We start from the raw sequence: 16,700 nt of genomic DNA, 5'->3' as shown, positions 1-16,700 counted from the left end.
TCGATGAGCGGAACTGTCCTAGGTCATGACGGACGGCTGCGCTGCCGCTGGTGCGCGGCCGCACCGGAGTTTATTCATTACCATGACGCCGACTGGGGCTTTCCGGTCTCCGACGATTTTCGTCTTTTCGAAAAACTCTGCCTCGAAAGCTTTCAGTCGGGCTTGAGCTGGCGAACTATCCTTGCCAAGCGCGAGAACTTCAGGTCTGCCTTCTGTGCTTTCAATTTCAACCGTATCGCGCAATTCGATGGTTCCGACGTCGAGCGACTCTTGAAGGACGAGGGCATCGTCCGCCATCGCGGCAAAATCAATGCTGTCATCAACAACGCGAAACGAGCGCAAGAGCTTGTCAAGGCCGAGGGCTCTCTCGCCACCTACATCTGGCGCTTCGAGCCGCGACAGGAAGATTGCGCCGAACCGCAGACTGCATCGACTTCCGCAGCTTCGATTGCGCTATCGAAAGATCTGAAAAGGCGTGGTTGGTCCTTCGTCGGACCAACCACCGTCTACGCCTTCATGCAGGCGATGGGGCTCATCAATGACCACGCCTCGGGATGCGAGATCAGGGCTTCGGCCGAAGAAGCGAGAGCAAATTTCCAGCGACTCGTGTAGCAGACGGAAAGCAAACCGGTAGCGATATGCCGACCATTGAGGCGGAGTTACCGCGTAATTCCAGCGCCGATCTGGTGTCCTTCCGGAACTGGGGCCTCGACCGGATCATACCACCTACATCCAGAACTGGGCCGAAATCCTCTGTTCCGACAAGGGGGGCGATCGTCAGCGCAGCGGCACATGCGCAGCGCGCCGTCGCCTATCTGCATGACATTCAGCCACTGCAAAGCGGTAGGGAAAGTAGTCGCCTGACGGCTATCGGTCGGTTTCCGGTTTCATCCCAATGACAGGTGCCGGTCCCTGCGAGGGACTGTCGCCCTCATCCTGTTCTCGCACTTTGCTCAGGTCGATGTTTCCCCAGATGGACGGTTTTGAGGTATTGGCCTTCGGCCGCCGAGTCTGCTTCTTCTCAACGATAAACGGCTTGACAGGCTGGCGCATACAAACTCCATGTGAATCGCCAACTGATCGTAAAGCCTCTTCGTCAAGACGCAAGCGGATCAAGGACCGGCCGGCTTCGGCGGTTTTTCTTAAGGTCTGGCATTTATCATTCAAATGCATTACATTGCGTCTAAATACAGGAGGCGCTCATGGCCGCAAATGCTCTCGTTCAAACCCGCATCGACGCCGATGTCCGGGACCGCGCATCGGCTGTGCTGGAAAGCATGGGCCTTACAGTTTCTGACGCAGTTCGCATCCTGCTGACCCGTACCGCCAACGAAGGCGCCCTGCCGCTGGAGCTCGTATCGGGCGGTGAGGCGCATGATACCTGGTTCCGTGCCAAGGTGCTGGAGGCGCTCAACGATGTCAGGCCAGACATTCCCGCCGATGAAGTCGAGGCGCATTTCGCACGGCGCCGGATGGCTGCGGCACGCCGTTCGGGCGATATGACATCGTGAAACTGGTATGGTCGGCTTTTGCGCTTTCCGATCGCGACGGCATATTCACTCATATAGAGGCGGATAATCCCGCTGCTGCTATCTCTGTCGATGAACGGATCACAAGCGCCGCTCGCCGCCTTACCGATTTCCCCGAGAGCGGCCGTCCGGGCAGGGTTGATGGCACACGCGAATTGGTGATCACAGGTACGCCATACATCGCGGCTTACACCGTCTCGGAAACGACTGTGCGCGTCCTTCGCGTTTTGCACGGCGCGCAACAGTGGCCGGACACATTGCCCGGCGGCTGAGAGTTCCGCCTCAGGTGATTGTTTGCGCTGGTAAAGAGCCAAGCCATGTCGCCTGGTACTCATAGGGGCTACCCTTGGCCTCAATCATGTCCAGAGAGGCGGGAACGTGTCCCTCTCACCCGGTCAACACGATGTATCGCGCTTTGACCGCCGGTAGATACCGCCTGCCCGAGGAACTTCTGCTGTCACACGACGATGCCATCCAGCGACTGGGGACGCGGACCGATAGGACGGCATGTGGACACAGCCATCGGCGATCGCCTTCGAAGGGAACGGCAGGACCGCAGCCGTGATGCGGCGTGAGCGTGGTGTCGATAACGATCGTGACTGCAGTGCACTGGTGGTGAATTCGCCGAATGGTCTCTCGGCATGTCGTGCACAATCCGGTTCGGGCTGGCCACACCCTCGCAGACCTTGATGGATCTGGTGTGACCGAAGGACGCCTTCGTCTCGACCGCCTTGGCCGCAACGGCCATACGCAACTTTCTTCCCCTGCGAACAGGTTCGCATTCCCCGCGGTACCCAAGAAAGCCGCTCCCGGCCATCCACCACTTCGTTCCGGCCCCGTCGGGGTGCGGCGTCGATCGCCGTCGGTCTTAACACCGTCATCGAGGACGCGATGGGCGCGGCCCGAGCAAACCGGAAAGGTTACGACAATGGCAGTCAACGGCAACAACTCCATCATCTGCAACGTGCGCACCCTAACCGTCAGCATGAAGGCCCGCCTGAACCCGATCGAGCGCGTCTCTCGCGACGCCCCGGACTTCCGCATCACCGCCGGCAACGGCGTCGAGGTCGGCGCCGGCTGGAAGGCGGTCTCCAACGACGGCGAGGAATACATCTCGGTCAAGCTGGACGACCCGAGCTTCAATGCCCCGATCACCGCAGCCCTTTGGCCGAGCGAGAAGGAAGGCGAATACGCCCTCATCTGGAACCGCCCGAAGCGGGAGGCCTGATCTACCCCGAGGAGCTCCGCCGAGAGGCGGGGCTCCTCTTCCTCTCCCATGATGAAGCCAGAGGCGGGCATCGAGCCCGCCTCTGGCTTTTCCGGTGGCATACGGGAGGTGGGAACTGCTCAGTTCGTCCGAGGGTGTCATGGCGAACCGAAGGCGTCGAGCACGAGCGGCGCCTCCAATTTGCTCCGGCCGCCGTTGGCGGCTTCCGCAAATCGGTTCCTCCACTAGCCGCCTCCGGCGGTCGCTACGCGCTGCTGGACCCCTCCGCTTCGCCATGACGCGCGGCGTCGTCTTTCACAAACGTCAAGGAGACGACGATGACGATTTCTCTCGAAATGCAACGCGAAGAGCTTAAGGCCGAACTCAGGAACGCCTGCGATCCGGCGGAGCGTCGCCAGATCGCAGCGGAGCTGGAGATGGTGCAGGCGGAGCTTGCAACGATCGAGGCCGAGCAGGACGGCCGGGTGAGCGCGGAGCCTCCTTTCTAGGAGGCTCTATCCCTGCGTCCGTTGTACGGCTCTCTTGCCTCAGCCGTTTAGTGCGTCCTTGACCGCCTTGCCGGGCGTGAACGTCAGCTTTTTTGAAGCAGCAATCTTGATCGTCGCGCCTGTTGCCGGGTTACGGCCCTCACGCTCCGGCGTGTCCTTCAGCTTGAACTTTCCGAACGAGGAGATCGACGTTTCCGTGCCGGCAAGCGCCGCGTCGGTGATATGCTTGAAGACGCTTTCGACGATCGTCTTGGCCTGCGCCTTGGTCAGGTTCTGTTCGGCTGCGATCTTGTCGGCGATTTCGTTGGTCGTGGTCATGTGGATACAACTTCCTTTGTTTCCGGTCGCTGAGCTTTGACCATGAAAATGTGGCAATGGAAGCGGAGAATACGGGGCGTGGTCACACTTCTCCCGAAAACCACAGGAAAAGCGGAATGTGCAATCCTGAAACGACTTTGTGCGGCATTCCAGAACTGTTCTCAGCCAAAAGCAATTTTTATAATTCCGCACTGTTGAACATGCAGCTTTCCTACACAAAGTTGGTATATGTCAGGGAAGATCGTCGCCAGGCAGTCGAGTGATGCGTTAGAAGCAAGATGGCGTAAGCTGGAAGAGCATATGATCGACCCAAATACTCCGATCGAAAAAAATCACTGGCAACGAGGTCAGCTTTTTCCGTTCGAAAATATGCCTTCCCGTCCCGACGAGGTCGATGGGCCAGAATACAGGGAGCTTGCCGAAAACCTGCCGACCCTTTGCTGGATCGCCAATGCGGATGGTTACATCACATGGTATAACCGCCGCTGGCATGAATACTGCGGCACGACTTCTGAGCAGATGGAAGGATGGGGCTGGCAGTCCGTGCACGATCCAGCCGTATTGCCGCGGGTGATTGAGCGCTGGACGGCTTCGATTGCATCCGGCAATCCCTTCGAAATGGTTTTTCCGCTTCGCGGCGCGGATGGCATTTTTCGACCATTCCTCACCCGGATCATTCCGCTTCGCGACGAAGCTGGCATCGTGCGTCGCTGGATAGGAAACAATATCGATATCGGTTCGCAGGTTTCGGTAGAGCAGGAATTGCGGCGAGCCCAGGACGATTTGCTGAAAGCAAATCGCGCTTTGGAGGAGCGGGAGAGTTTCCTCACAAGCGTGCTCGCGGCATCGACCGATTGTATCAAGGTGATCGAACTGGACGGAACCCTGTCGTTCATGAGCGAGGGCGGCATGAAGGTCATGGAAATCAGCGATTTCAATCTGGTTCGCGGATGCCCATGGCCGGATCTCCTGACAGGACAAAGTTCTGCTCTGGCGCGGGATGCAATCGATGAGGCCAGACGAGGCCGGTCATCGCATTTTGAGATGGCTGCAGACACCTATATGGGCAATCCGAGATGGTGGTCGGTCTCGGTCTCTCCAATCATTGGCAAGAGCGGTGATGTTGCCCGCATTCTGTCGGTTTCGCGCGACCATACCGCCCTGAAAGACGCACAGGAAAAACAGCGCCTGCTCAATGGTGAACTGGACCATCGTCTTAAAAACATGCTCGCCATCGTACAGTCGGTTGCCGGGCAGACGATGCGCGATGCGAAAAGCCTGGAGGAGGCATCGGCTTCTCTCTCGGCGCGTCTTGCCTCTCTCGGTCACGCCACGCAGGTGTTGACAGCGACCTCTTGGCAAAGTGCGGAGTTACATGATGTTGTAACGGCAGGGCTTTCGGCAGTCTCCGGTATCGGGACACGAATCGCGGTCGAGGGACCACGAATTACCTTGACTTCACAGGCCGTCATGGCCCTCACGCTCGCGCTGCACGAACTTGCGACCAATGCGCTTAAATATGGCGCGCTCAGTAATGAAGAAGGTTCGATTTCTTTACGATGGAGCGTCACCCGCCGCAATGGCGAGGCGCACTTCTCACTGCTCTGGCAGGAGCGCAATGGGCCAGTGGTAACACCGCCAGCTCGCCTTGGCTTTGGGTCGCGTTTGATCGAAAGATCACTCCAATCCTACTTTCGAGGTGAAACGATCCTGAGTTACCTGAGCGAGGGTGTGGAGTTTCGGATCGACGCGCCGCTCGGCGATACCGGCGAACTGGTCAACGAGACAGGTGACACCGGTTCGTCCTGACACTACCCGGCTCTCTCCCGGTATCTCGTTGTTGAGAGCGTAGCCGAACTCTGGTTTGGAGTGTCGACATAAATGGCTGGGGCGAGAGCTTCCCGCCACCGTTCGGTTGTCCCTGGAGGGAAGCAGTAATGTAGCCCCACGTCTGCGGATGGGGTGCGACGCTCATTGTCCTTACGGGAATTCGCGCTGTTGGCAGCTTCCACACTACGTTGCGAACTCGGGACCAAGATCTTCAAAATATCGAGAACGATCCCCATCAGTCTTTTGAGCAATTCTTTGAGGATTGTTTACGCAGTTCCATTAACGAGGCGGCGGGAGGTAAAAGCGAGTGTCGATGATGGAAGTACGTTTAGATCTCTCAACTGTTCTATTTCTCCAGCAGACATCCTATCTGGCTGCGGCGGTCACGCTGATCTATGTGAACAGGACGTTGCCCGGCACACGCGGTACCGCAGAGATCGCACTCAGCTTCGTCATCCTGATGTTTGGCGCGACAGCGGCATCAATGATCGAGACGACCACTTCATTCTACTCATCTCTCGCGCTCGTCAGTGTTGTCCTTGGCGTGTTCGGCTATTCGCTCATGACACTCGGTTGCTTCCGCCTAAGCTGGCAGCGTTGCAATATACCGACTTGGCTCGTGGCCATTCCAGCTGGTATTGTCCTCGTCGTAGGTCTTCTTACGAATTTCCATGCTGGAAACCAGATGCGCGCCACGCTGTTTAACAGCCTGGCTGCGATTGCGCTCGGCCTCTGCGCCTGGCGGTTCTATAGGGATCGGGTGGCAGAATCACTGCCCGTGCGCACGTTCCTCTCGCTTCAGTTTCTCGCCTGTGCCGGTCTCTGTCTGGTTCTCTCCGTCGAATTCTATCTTAACCGGTTCGATCTAATCCAGCCGACGACGGGATTCTTCTGGCTCATCATTTTCAAGTTTCTGCTCTCGTTATTCTCGATCATCCTGGCCACCGAACGGGTCAAGATCAAACTCGACGGCTTTGCAAATACCGACGCTATGACTGGCGCGCACAATCGTCGCTTCTTTTTCGAGAAGGCGCGACCGGGATTCGCTGCTGGAGATGCGATCATTCTCCTTGATCTGGATCACTTCAAGCAACTGAACGATACATGGGGACACGACTTTGGTGACCATGTTCTCAAGAGCGTTGTTGTCAGCATCAAGGGCGTGTTGCGTGAGGCAGATGTTTTCGCCCGTTATGGCGGTGAAGAATTCATCGCGTTCATCCCCCGCGTTTCTCCCAGGCAATCTGAAGAGATCGCTGAGCGCATCCGTGCAGCGATTGCGGCAGTCAAATTCCAAACCTCTGAAGCCGAAATTGCCGTCACTGTGAGTGTCGGTATTGCGATTGCAATCGGCCAAGCAGAGCTCGAAGAAACTATTTCGCGCGCAGACATGGCTCTTTATTCCGCCAAGAAGGCAGGACGAAATCGCGTTGAAGTCTGGGAGCGTGCATCCAACCCAACCTGCATGGAAACCTCTGGAAAGCGGATAGCAGTCGGATGAGGCTGGAAGCCACCGATAACCATGACGGTCCAGCAACCTAGAGCCAATCAGCAAAACCCGTTATTCGGCGCTGCCCGCGTCCCGATAGCCACGTCGTCTGTTCGTTCGTTCGAGACGGGAGAGTGCCATGTTCGCATCGTCCGGATGATCGAAGGTCTCCATCATGGTCTGGCCACCCGCTCCGATCCGGCCCCAATTGCGGATGACTGAAGCACCACCGAACAGTGTCGGCTGGAGCGCAATCCCGTATCCGGATCGTTGATTGCCGAAAACGAAATCCAGGAGGCGCTCTCGAACCATTTGCTGGTCGCGTCCCGGCCGCCGTAGGCCTCATGCATCTGCCCGAGCGACTGAAAGATCATGGTGAGCGTGATGCCGTATTTGCGGCCAGCGTCCCGGGTGGTTTCGAGTATGAGCAGGTATGCGACGACGATTCACAAGTCTCAGGGCGCCACTGTCGACCGGGTGAAAGTGCTCGCTTCCCTGTCTCTGGATCGTCATCTCACCTACGTGGCGATGACCCGCCACCGCGAGGATCTGCAGCTCTACTACGGGACCCGGTCCTTCGCCTTCAATGGTGGGCTTTCCAAGGTTCTTTCCCGAAAGAACGCCAAGGAGACGACGCTAGACTACGACCGTGGCAAGCTCTATCGCGAGGCGCTGCGCTTCGCTGAAAACCGCGGCCTGCATATTGTTCAGGTGGCGCGCACATTGGTATGCGCTCAGCAATCGCGAGACCAAGCTCGAAATCGATGGGTTCAACCAGGCTGTCACCGAACGCTTTGGGGAGCGCACGCTGTTGTCGAATGCAGCGCGTGAACCATCCGGTAGGCTCTACGAAAAACTGTCCGAGGGAATGAAGCCCGAGCAGAAGGAGCAGTTGAAGCAGGCTTGGCCGGTGATGCGGACAGCGCAACAGCTCGCCGCTCATGAGCGCACGGAGCAGTCGCTGAGACAAGCGGAGGAACAGCGTCTTACCCAGCGCCAGACGCCGGTGATGAAGCAATGAGACGGCGAGGGGTAATTCAGTTTCTGGCGGGTGCGGGGATCGTCACGGTCGGTCTGGCGTCGATCGCCTATATCGGCGGCTATCGTCTGAACCTGACGCCGGGCGAGCCCCTCGGGCTTTGGCGCATCGCGGCGCTTCGGCGTCCTGTCGAGAACGGCGATCTCGTGTTCTTCTGCCCGCCAGTGACGGTCGCATTCGAGGAAGCGCGCCAGCGTGGCTACCTGCGCCTTGGGCTTTGTGCTGGCGGCGTCGCGCCGTTGATCAAGACCGTCGTGGCACTTGCCGGCCAGCGTGTAGAAATTGCCGATCAGGTTATTATCGATGGCCGCGCTTTACTTGCATCCGCCGTTCGGAAAACGGACGGCGTGGGCAGGGCGCTCTTGGCCGATCCCGGCGGCGTCGTACCGCCACACCATCTGTTTCTCCATTCATCCTTCGCGAGTTCCTATGATAGCCGATATTTTGGCGCGGTTCCGGATTCCGGGCTTCTCGGTCTGGCGCGGCCGATCCTCACCTTGGATCCGTAGCAAGAGTATTGAGTTCATGGGCAACGCTCTCAAGATTCGGCACCGCCAGATCATCGGTTACCCATCGTTCCAATGCATCGCCCATGGGGCTGATGGTAATCAGGGCAATCATGATGATGATTGTGATTTGACCCCTTATTGTCATGGTGACGCGCTGAAGACGTTTAAGCATCGACCTCTTCCACTTGAGCAGTGAACATGTATCCACCGAGGCGAACTGTCTTGATAAGCATCGGATCGCGTGGATCTTTCTCGATCTTTTGCCGCAGCCGACTGATATGGACATCGATGCTTCGTTCGATAGGACCGGCGAGCCCGGCATGCGTCACCGCTAGAAGCTGCTCGCGAGTGAGGATCCGATGCGAATTACGGCAGAAGGCCAAGAGGAGGTCGAATTCATGCGTTGTCATAGCCACTCTAGCATGGTTTGGATTATGAACCTGCCGCCTTGATGGATCGACTTGCCAGCCCTCGAATTGCAGAAGCCGCGGCCCTGTCCGCGCCTCGCGCGGGAATGCAGGACTGGAGCGGCGCAGAAGTCCCTTGATCCTTGCAAAAAGTTCGCGCAGCACAAATGGTTTCGTTACATAGTCGTCGGCACCAATCTCAAGTCCGACTATCCTGTCGACATCCGTGCTCAGCGATGTCAGCATCAGAATTGCTATGTCTCCCTTTGCGCGTAACCGCCTGCATAGACTTAACCCGTCTTCGCCGGGCAGCATGACGTCGAGCACGACGAGATCAAACGAAAGAACACGCATCCACTCATCCATAGCTGCTCCATCGGCAGCAATTTCGATTGCCAAGCCCTGCTCCGCCAAACTGTCGCGCAGCATTTCAGCTATCTGCCTGTCATCCTCGACGATCAGGACCCTCAGTTCATCGAATGTCGTCTTCACACCGTCATTATCCAATCAAGCCATCTCCGATTCCCCTTTGTCCTCTTATCACGATGGGACCGCCGATCCCCCTGCCCAAATATGAAGATATGTTTCGATGCCACGTAGCGCGTTCGCTTGCGCGATGATTTCTTCCAGTGCATGAGCCCGATATTCGACATGTGTTAATCATGTGAAGTCTTCGGAAAAACAATGTCCTGATCGACGAGCACGTTGAACTTGTAGCCGGGCCGGATCTCGAGTGTCGGCTGCAGATCCATGTTTCTTTGAATGGTTCGATCGGCAACCCGCCCAAAGGTTTCCGCGAAATTCCGCCTCGCTGCATCTGACTCCGTGTCCTGCGTTGCGAGCGTCGAACTTTGCGGCACGGCCATGTCGATCCCGGTTCCGATCAGCGCAATCATCACCGCTGAGCCGAAGGTTTTGAGATAGTGGTTGTTCACCTTGTCCTTAAAGCCGCCGTAGCCTTCGGTGTCCGTCCCGCCATACCGCCGATCTGCAGCGTCGATCCATCAGGGAAGATAATATCGGACCAAACGACGAGCACACGGCTCTGACCGAACGAAACCTTGCTATCGTAGCAGCCGAATAGCTTCGTGCCCTGCGTGATCAGAAGGCGATGTCCGGTCGCACTGTCATAGACGTTCTGGCTGATCTGAGCAGTGATGCGGCCGGGGAGGTCCGAATTAATACCAGTAATCAAGGTCGCCGGGATCACCGAGCCCCGTTTCAGCTCATAGAGTGACTGCTACGGGACAACACGGTTCGGCAGGTAGCCGAGGTCCTTGAGATCCGTGTTGAAGAAGTCTTCCCTGCTCTTCTGCCCATTTGGATCGATGTTCTGGCCGCCGATGCCGCCAGATTCGCCGCAGCTATAACGGAGGCATCATCAAATCCGCCATAGCGGTCTTTGGGTGATAAAGACCGTGCGTCTGCGGGAATAAATCTTGTCCTGACCTGGTGGTCAGGTGAAACAGGTCATGAGAGCCCCTCAACGCTTGTTGTTATATGCAGCATAACCAAACTTATGATTGCATCATCAGCATCATGGAACTTTTAGCCCTATCATCCCACCCAGGCGGCAAAGCGCACAACTTAAGGATGAGCACGGATTGAGCAATTACCACTGAAAATATTGGTACGATTCTAACTTGCTAAGTCCAGAGAATCGCTCTTGCTCAAGAGATTGCGAATCTTCGCAATCGCTGTTTCTGTGCTGGAACCATAGGAAATCGTGCCCTCAAGATTGCCCTTCGTATCAAGGAGAAAAACTGAGGCGGTGTGGTCCATTGTGTAATCGCCGCCCTCGGTTGGCACTTTCTTTGCGTAAACCTTCCAGCTCTTGATAACTTTCTCCATTTCCACCGGGTCGCCGGTCACTCCGGTAATCCGGTCAGTGAATGACGACGTGTAGTTATGCATAAGCTCCGGGGTGTCCCTTTCCGGATCAACGGAAAAGAAGAAGGCCTTGAGATTGTCAGCCTCTGGGCCGAGGGCCTTGAACCAGCCGGACATCTCATAAAGCGTGGTAGGGCAAACTTCCGGGCAATGGGTGAAGCCGAAAAACAGAAGTGTCGGATGGCCCCTCAGGGCTGCATCTGTTATCGGCTGGCCACGATCATCTGTCAGGCTGAAGCTCGTTCCGAGCTGCATATGGTCCATCTTGGGCGTATTCGTCACTATCAGGGCGATAAGGCCGCTAAGAACCCCGACCGTGAGGCAAAACACGAAAATGACGATGCGCATCTGCTTTGGCTGCATAACGCAACCTCCTGAATTTGGTGTCACTGTCCCCGGCCGCGTTTTTCGGCTGGGGACTTTCTTCCATCAGCTCAACGCCCGTTTCATAGGCTTGACGTGACGGATGATCAGAAAGTCGATGATGAGGACGCCGACCAGAACCAGACCGGTTAGAGGAAACAGCAGCGAGACGCCCAGCATGACGATGCTACCGGTCTTCCAGAGCGCCATGCTGGCCGGTGCTGCCGGTGCAAACAGCCGACGCGCATTTGTCGGTCGACGCTTCCACCACATAACGAGGCCACTGACGGAGAGGAAAATCACTGACAGACAGAAAACCGTGACAAGGGCGACGTTCCAGACACCCATGTCACCCTCATGAAAGGCGATGCCGACCGCCATGGCCTTCCCGGCCGCGCCGTAGTCACCAAACGCCACGTCTGCCAGAATTTTCCCCGTATACTGATCGATGTGAACGGTTCTGTCGGAAAGCGGATTGGCGCTGTCGTTGCTCATTGTATCGCGCGATATCGTCCAAACGCCCGTTTCGCCGTTCGGAAACGCGAGCTGAAAGCGCTGCTCGAATCCGAGTGACCGGGCAAGAGCGACGATGCTGTCAAGGTTGACCGCCCTGCTTTCCGGCACGCCGGGTTTGCCTTGCGACGAACCTGAAGCGGGCATCGGCGTCTGCTCCAATGTCCATGGGACTTCCTTGACGCCATTGTGGTTTAAGCTGGCATGAGTGACGTCAGAAAGGGGGACGTTGTCCCACTTTTCCGCAGGAAATGTGCTCCATGCCTGGGTCATTTTTTCGCCCCATACCCCGGCCCATGTCAGGCCGGATACGAGGAATACTAAAAGAATGGCGGCTACATAGAAGCCGATTGTCTGGTGGAGTGTCTTCCAGAGCTGACGTCCACGGCCTGCAAATTGCGGTATAAGAACTGTAGCGAGCCCTTTGCCTTCTCTCGGCCACCAGAGATACAGCCCTGTGACGATAAGCACGACGCCAAAACCGGCAGCAATTTCGATCAACCTGTCGCCAACATCGCCGATCATGAGCGTGCCGTGAATTTTATTGGCCAGATCATACAGCGCGCTACGGCGCTCCCACTGCCCAAGAACTTCGCCGCGATACGGATCGACGGCAATCATCGTGTCCTTGCCGTCAGCCTTGACGCGGAAGATCGCAGAACCCTCCGGCGTCCTCGGCGCTATGTACTGGACTATCTGCCCACCGGGGACCGACAGGAAGGCAGCTGTTGCCTGATCGGACACGGGTAGAACACTTGACGCTGGTGTGACACTGTAAAGCTTTTCGCCATCACGCCCGACGAGCACAGACGACCAGAGCATGACGAGGCCGGTTGTCGCCAGCATCAACAGGAATGGTGCAACAAAAAGACCTGCATAAAAGTGCCAGCGCCAGGCGGTGAAATAAAAACCACGGTCTGCCGGTTTCGAGGTGTTCTGTGAGGATTGAGCAAGCGACGTCATGCCATCACCAATTCTGTTGTAAGAGGAGATTTGCGGTAATCAGCGACAGGACGGCGGCCGGCCGCAAGCTGCTCAAGTGCCTCTCTGTCAGTGATGGTCACGATTTCCGGCGTAGAAAAAGAGATCAGTTTTTCACGCTTCAATCGACCAAAATGCCGGCTCACAGTCTCGAGCGTCATCCCGAGGTAGTCGGCGATCTCAGCGCGTGTGAGATTTTTTGAGCTGTTTCCTTTTGAAAACTGGTGCGCAAAATCGAGCACGACGGACGCGACACGCTCGGCGGCTGTTTTCCTGCCGAGGAGCGTCGCATGTGCCTGCATCCGTTGTAGGCTAAGGTAGATGGCGCGTTGCAGCTCTCCATAAGAAGCCTCACCGCCGGCTTCCAGCTTCAATATTCTTGTCGGTACGGTCGCTTCCGCTTCGCAGTTTTCCAGGCTCGCCATCGCGTAGGAAAACACCCGGCCTGGACCCAGTATGTCGAGTGTCTGACGACGCCTCCCGTCCAGTTGCTGGTAAATAATGATGCATCCATCAACGATCCGGAAGGCAATACGTCTAATACTCTGTAGGGAAACAGGCCGGCGCGGCTCAAGCGTAAGTGTGCGTGTGCGGAAAGCAGCGACGTTCTCACGGTATGAGTCGTGATCTGCTCGCGAATACGCGAGCGATTCAGAGGTGGAAAACATAAGATTCTATCCATCACAGAACTCAAAGGCATCCGGACGGTTTCCACGCATCACGGTCCTTCGAACTTGAAGCTGACAAGAACCGCGATCGCAGAACGAAAGCGGCAGCTATAGCTCAGACTGTGAATGGAGGGGCGCGTGGAGAAGAATTGGGAGGAAATAGCTGGCGATAGGTCGCCTCGGAGGGAACTAGAAGATTGAACGTAATCTCGTGCAGAATCGGCGATCCACACATATCCGCCGGCGTTGGGAGTATGGCGGTGGCTGTGAGGCGGCAGGCTTCACAGCCAGTTCCCAGTCCGTGGTCACCGTCTCCGTGTCCGCCGTGACCGTCATCGGTTGGAAGACACAGAACTGGCAGTGTTCCGTCAGGAAGTGTATAAAGGGCTAGTTCTGCAGGTGTAAAAGTTTGTGCCTTCACCTGGGGTGGCTTATGGGCAAATCCAATGCACACGAAGGCGATTGCGCATAAAATGCGCAGCAGCATCCCCGAAGTGCACCGTGCTTTCTGCATGAACCTGTCCTTCCCCCTCTCAGGACTAGCGAGTCTCACTGGCTTTAGCAATGCGTCAAATGTGCATCGGATACCTGCAACGCATCATTAGCGTGATTTGCAAGTGTTTCAAACCCGACGCGGTGCTAACACTACTTTGGCAGATTGGGGCAAGGCTGGTTTGAGATGATTTGTGCTCTCTTCGTTGGGGGCCACGATATGGCAGATTGGGATACGGAGCTTTCAGCGTTTTTGCAGCCATTTCTGGACAAGCTCGGACACAAGAAGCGACGACAGATGTGCCCGGTTTATGTGTCGGGGCTGATTGGTCCCGGTGACCGCAAGAGCATCGAACCGATGGCGGAACGGTTTGCTCCAGGCCAGTACGACCGCCTCCACCATTTCATTTCCGATGGCCATTGGGATGCTGTTCCTCTTGAGACGGAACTCGCGCGACAGGCGGACAGGATCGTTGGTGCATCCGATGCGTTTCTGGTGATCGATGACACCGGTCTGCCGAAGAAGGGCGACCACTCGGTCGGTGTCGCGCCGCAATACGCCTCGATGCTGGGCAAGAGGGCAAACTGCCAGACGCTGGTTTCGGTGACGCTTACGCGAGACGAGGTTCCTGTTCCGGTTGGCTTGCGCTTGTTTTTGCCCGAGAGCTGGACCAGCGACACGGAACGGATGGCCAAGGCCGGGGTTCCCCATGCCATGCAGACATCTCGCACGAAGCCGGAGATTGCTCTTGCCGAGATCGATCGGTTGATCGTGACCGGTGTCCGGTTTGGTACAGTGCTGGCTGACGCAGGCTACGGCCTGTCGGCGGCCTTCCGCCAGGGGCTAAGTGGACGTGGCCTCACCTGGGCGGTCGGTATCCCCAAGCATCAGAAGGTTTATCCCCATGATGTCGCATTGATCTTTCCCATCTCCGGTCATGGTCGGCCACGCAAGCATCCGATCCCCGACATTCTGTCGGTTGCCGCGGAAACGATCCTGACGCACGCAAGCTGGAAGAAAGTCAGTTGGCGGCGTGGCACAAAGGGCCGCCTGACGGCACGCTTTACAGCATTGCGCGTCAGGATCGCCGACGGCACGCCGCAACGCATTCTCGACAAGTGACAGCAGCACATGCCGGGTGAGGAAGCCTGGTTGGTTGGCGAATGGCGATCAAACGACGAGCGCAAATACTACCTGTCCAACTTGCCGGCCGATGCGACGTTGAAGGTGCTGGCGGCCGCCATCAAGGCGAGATGGGTTTGCGAGCAAGCGCATCAGCAGATGAAAGAGGAACTCGGCCTCGACCACTTCGAAGGCCGATCATGGCAAGGGCTACATCGGCACGCCCTGATGACGATGATCGCCTACGCCTTCCTCCAGCATCAAAGATTGCAGACTGCAAAGCGGGAAAAAAAAGAAGCGGCAAGCACGCAAGGGCCCACCTGAGCCCACCTTGCCTCCTGTCCGTCGAGCCGTCATCAGCGCACTCGCCATCCCCATAACGGGAATCCGATGCCCCCACTGCAAAGGGCAAATTCGAAGCGCAGAATCTATTCTGCCAAAGTAGTGCTAGCATTACAGTTGCATTTTAGATTTCAAATGCGATCGTCGAGCGGCAGCTTGATGCGCGCGTCTCCAGCATGACCACGCGATGACATAGGCCGGTCTTATTCTTTGCCGGGCAAGCCTGTTGGCGATGCGTCGGACTTCCTGGATGGACCAACGGATCAAATCCTGATGGTCGGTATCCGTGGTCTTTTTTGGGGCGTCGTGACATTGGCGCGATATCGGATCACGGCCATCATCGCAAAGGCGAGCATGACGAGAGAGACGTGGCGGTGCCAGCCATGCCACGAGCGGGCCTCACAGTGGTCGAGGCCGAGTTCATTTTTGGCGGTTTCGAAGCTGTCTTCGATCGCCCAGCGATGGCCTTCAACGGAAACGAGCGTCTGGATGCCTGTTCCGGCTGGGCACCAGGTCGTGAAGAATGCAAGATCACCGTCGCTGATGTTGCGCCGAATGAGGAGACCGCGGGTCCAAAGCCCCGTTTCCGTCTCATTGTATTCGTCTGAATCGAGATCGGCGAGTTCGCAGTAGGCCCAGTCATGAAGCCGCGCACTTTTGGTGCCCTCACCGGCGGAAAGACGCTGACATGCATCTGGATCGAGATCACCGGCGATCTCCAGAGCTGTGCCGGCAACTACGGGCTTGCCTGACCAGGAGCCGAAATGATGGTCCGATTTAACCCCGAGAACGTAGCCTTTGCAGGCTCGACGCAGGGTCCCCTCAACGTCGCCGACGCCATACACCGCATCTGCGGCCACCCATGAAAACGGTACATCGGCTGCCAGCGCACGCCGTATCATATCGACAGCCAGGCCTGGTTTGGTAGCAAAAGCTATAGCCTCAGGAACATGGGTTGCTGCAAGGCGTGCCGGATCTCCGGTCCAGCTTTTGGGCAAGTACAGGACCCGATCGATAAAGGCATGACCGTGAACCGACACATAGGCCGCGAACACACCGATCTGGCAGTTCGTTATCTTGCCGGCCGAACCTGTGTATTGGCGCGAAACGCCGCACGATGTCTTGCCCTGCTTGAGGAAGCCCGTCTCATCAATGACAATGACTGCATCATCTGTGGCGAGGTTTTCTACGACATACCCTCGTACGATATCGCGAAGTCGGTCAGCATCCCAACGCCCACGACCCAGAATAGCTTGTTGTCGCCACGGGCCTGGATCACCGGCCGCCTCAGCGCGCATCCACCCTGTCTTACGCCGCTCGTCACCCAGCAGACCGTCCAGAAAAAGGTTCGCAGATGCTGCAACTCGCGCCTGCGTAAACAGTCCGCGCATGCGGGCCTTCACGTCACGCAGCGATGATGCCCAAAGCTCAAGCGTCGTCTCGATTGATGCACCCGTCATCCATGACCTCCGAATCATGGAGACCTATAGA

16 protein-coding genes and 5 pseudogenes are annotated in these 16,700 nt (G+C 57.0%); 11 read left to right on the top strand and 10 right to left on the bottom strand.

Going from position 1 to position 16,700, the window contains the following annotated elements; all coding sequences use genetic code 11:
* The first annotated feature begins 3 nt into the window (after nucleotides 1-3).
* The 6 genes and pseudogenes from FGF54_RS26530 (at nucleotide 4) to FGF54_RS27405 (ending at nucleotide 3,245) form a co-directional block, all read left to right on the top strand.
* The gene (locus tag FGF54_RS26530; protein ID WP_142781875.1) at nucleotides 4-612 is read left to right on the top strand and encodes a DNA-3-methyladenine glycosylase I; all 609 of its coding nucleotides are present in this window, start codon (nucleotides 4-6) and stop codon (nucleotides 610-612) included.
* A gap of 73 nt (nucleotides 613-685) precedes the next feature.
* Nucleotides 686-899, top strand: a pseudogene (locus FGF54_RS27685) (hypothetical protein); the annotation flags it as partial.
* Nucleotides 900-1,202: 303 nt separating this feature from the next.
* The gene (locus FGF54_RS26515) at nucleotides 1,203-1,511 is read left to right on the top strand and encodes a type II toxin-antitoxin system RelB/DinJ family antitoxin (protein ID WP_142781873.1); all 309 of its coding nucleotides are present in this window, start codon (nucleotides 1,203-1,205) and stop codon (nucleotides 1,509-1,511) included.
* Nucleotides 1,508-1,801, top strand: a complete 294-nt coding sequence (locus tag FGF54_RS26510) for a type II toxin-antitoxin system RelE/ParE family toxin (protein ID WP_142781872.1) — start codon at nucleotides 1,508-1,510, stop codon at nucleotides 1,799-1,801. The genes FGF54_RS26515 and FGF54_RS26510 overlap by 4 nt, the downstream gene beginning before the upstream one ends.
* A 656-nt stretch (nucleotides 1,802-2,457) precedes the next feature.
* Nucleotides 2,458-2,757: a DUF736 domain-containing protein gene (locus FGF54_RS26505; protein ID WP_142781871.1), complete on the top strand. Its 300-nt coding sequence runs from the start codon at nucleotides 2,458-2,460 to the stop codon at nucleotides 2,755-2,757.
* A 317-nt stretch (nucleotides 2,758-3,074) separates the two neighbouring features.
* Complete coding sequence (locus FGF54_RS27405; RefSeq protein WP_168208279.1) at nucleotides 3,075-3,245, top strand: hypothetical protein; 171 nt, start codon at nucleotides 3,075-3,077, stop codon at nucleotides 3,243-3,245.
* Between the two features lie 39 nt (nucleotides 3,246-3,284).
* Here the strand turns inward: FGF54_RS27405 and FGF54_RS26500 are convergent, their stop codons facing one another.
* Nucleotides 3,285-3,563, bottom strand: coding sequence for an HU family DNA-binding protein (locus FGF54_RS26500; protein WP_142781870.1), 279 nt, complete (start codon nucleotides 3,561-3,563; stop codon nucleotides 3,285-3,287).
* 300 nt (nucleotides 3,564-3,863) lie between these two features.
* Here FGF54_RS26500 and FGF54_RS26495 point away from each other — a divergent pair, with 300 nt between their 5' ends.
* Entirely contained in the window at nucleotides 3,864-5,372 is a 1,509-nt protein-coding gene (locus tag FGF54_RS26495; RefSeq protein WP_246667048.1) for a PAS domain-containing protein, read from the top strand.
* A 334-nt stretch (nucleotides 5,373-5,706) separates the two neighbouring features.
* Nucleotides 5,707-6,894, top strand: a complete 1,188-nt coding sequence (locus tag FGF54_RS26490; RefSeq protein WP_142781869.1) for a GGDEF domain-containing protein — start codon at nucleotides 5,707-5,709, stop codon at nucleotides 6,892-6,894.
* Nucleotides 6,895-6,954: 60 nt separating this feature from the next.
* Here FGF54_RS26490 and FGF54_RS26485 read toward each other — a convergent pair whose 3' ends face one another.
* Together FGF54_RS26485 and FGF54_RS26480 are read right to left on the bottom strand one after the other, a co-directional pair.
* The gene (locus FGF54_RS26485; RefSeq protein ID WP_142781868.1) at nucleotides 6,955-7,194 is read right to left on the bottom strand and encodes a WGR domain-containing protein; all 240 of its coding nucleotides are present in this window, start codon (nucleotides 7,192-7,194) and stop codon (nucleotides 6,955-6,957) included.
* Nucleotides 7,116-7,322, bottom strand: a pseudogene (locus tag FGF54_RS26480) (type IV secretory system conjugative DNA transfer family protein); the annotation flags it as partial. The gene FGF54_RS26485 and the pseudogene FGF54_RS26480, both read right to left, overlap by 79 nt.
* Here FGF54_RS26480 and FGF54_RS26475 point away from each other — a divergent pair.
* Together FGF54_RS26475 and traF are read left to right on the top strand one after the other, a co-directional pair.
* Nucleotides 7,315-7,903 (top strand): annotated as a pseudogene (locus FGF54_RS26475) (Dtr system oriT relaxase); the annotation flags it as partial. The pseudogenes FGF54_RS26480 and FGF54_RS26475 overlap by 8 nt on opposite strands.
* Nucleotides 7,900-8,430, top strand: a complete 531-nt coding sequence (gene traF, locus FGF54_RS26470; RefSeq protein WP_142781867.1) for a conjugative transfer signal peptidase TraF — start codon at nucleotides 7,900-7,902, stop codon at nucleotides 8,428-8,430. The pseudogene FGF54_RS26475 and the gene traF, both read left to right, overlap by 4 nt.
* Here traF and FGF54_RS26465 read toward each other — a convergent pair.
* The 6 genes and pseudogenes from FGF54_RS26465 to FGF54_RS26440 all read right to left on the bottom strand — a co-directional run bounded on the left by FGF54_RS26465 (nucleotide 8,414) and on the right by FGF54_RS26440 (nucleotide 13,252).
* Nucleotides 8,414-8,602 carry a hypothetical protein gene (locus FGF54_RS26465; RefSeq protein WP_142781866.1) on the bottom strand — a complete coding sequence of 63 codons (189 nt, stop codon included), beginning with the start codon at nucleotides 8,600-8,602 and terminating at the stop codon, nucleotides 8,414-8,416. The genes traF and FGF54_RS26465 overlap by 17 nt on opposite strands.
* Nucleotides 8,595-9,344, bottom strand: a complete 750-nt coding sequence (locus tag FGF54_RS26460) for a response regulator (protein ID WP_256366681.1) — start codon at nucleotides 9,342-9,344, stop codon at nucleotides 8,595-8,597. Before FGF54_RS26460 ends, FGF54_RS26465 begins: the two co-directional genes overlap by 8 nt.
* Before the next feature lie 149 nt (nucleotides 9,345-9,493).
* Nucleotides 9,494-10,185, bottom strand: a pseudogene (gene trbI, locus FGF54_RS26455) (IncP-type conjugal transfer protein TrbI); the annotation flags it as partial.
* A 290-nt stretch (nucleotides 10,186-10,475) separates the two neighbouring features.
* Entirely contained in the window at nucleotides 10,476-11,090 is a 615-nt protein-coding gene (locus FGF54_RS26450) for an SCO family protein (protein WP_246667047.1), read from the bottom strand.
* A gap of 66 nt (nucleotides 11,091-11,156) precedes the next feature.
* Nucleotides 11,157-12,566: a PepSY domain-containing protein gene (locus FGF54_RS26445; protein WP_142781865.1), complete on the bottom strand. Its 1,410-nt coding sequence runs from the start codon at nucleotides 12,564-12,566 to the stop codon at nucleotides 11,157-11,159.
* Nucleotides 12,563-13,252 carry a Crp/Fnr family transcriptional regulator gene (locus tag FGF54_RS26440; RefSeq protein WP_142781864.1) on the bottom strand — a complete coding sequence of 230 codons (690 nt, stop codon included), beginning with the start codon at nucleotides 13,250-13,252 and terminating at the stop codon, nucleotides 12,563-12,565. Before FGF54_RS26440 ends, FGF54_RS26445 begins: the two co-directional genes overlap by 4 nt.
* 712 nt (nucleotides 13,253-13,964) lie before the next feature.
* Here FGF54_RS26440 and FGF54_RS26430 point away from each other — a divergent pair.
* A pseudogene (locus FGF54_RS26430) lies at nucleotides 13,965-15,389 on the top strand (IS701 family transposase).
* A gap of 83 nt (nucleotides 15,390-15,472) precedes the next feature.
* Here FGF54_RS26430 and FGF54_RS26425 read toward each other — a convergent pair.
* Nucleotides 15,473-16,687, bottom strand: coding sequence for an IS701 family transposase (locus tag FGF54_RS26425; protein ID WP_142781862.1), 1,215 nt, complete (start codon nucleotides 16,685-16,687; stop codon nucleotides 15,473-15,475).
* Nucleotides 16,688-16,700: the final 13 nt, after the last annotated feature.

The organism is Agrobacterium sp. T29 (genome assembly GCF_006970545.1).
Lineage (GTDB): Bacteria > Pseudomonadota > Alphaproteobacteria > Rhizobiales > Rhizobiaceae > Agrobacterium > Agrobacterium leguminum.
This window is presented reverse-complemented; position numbering and strand designations above follow the sequence as displayed.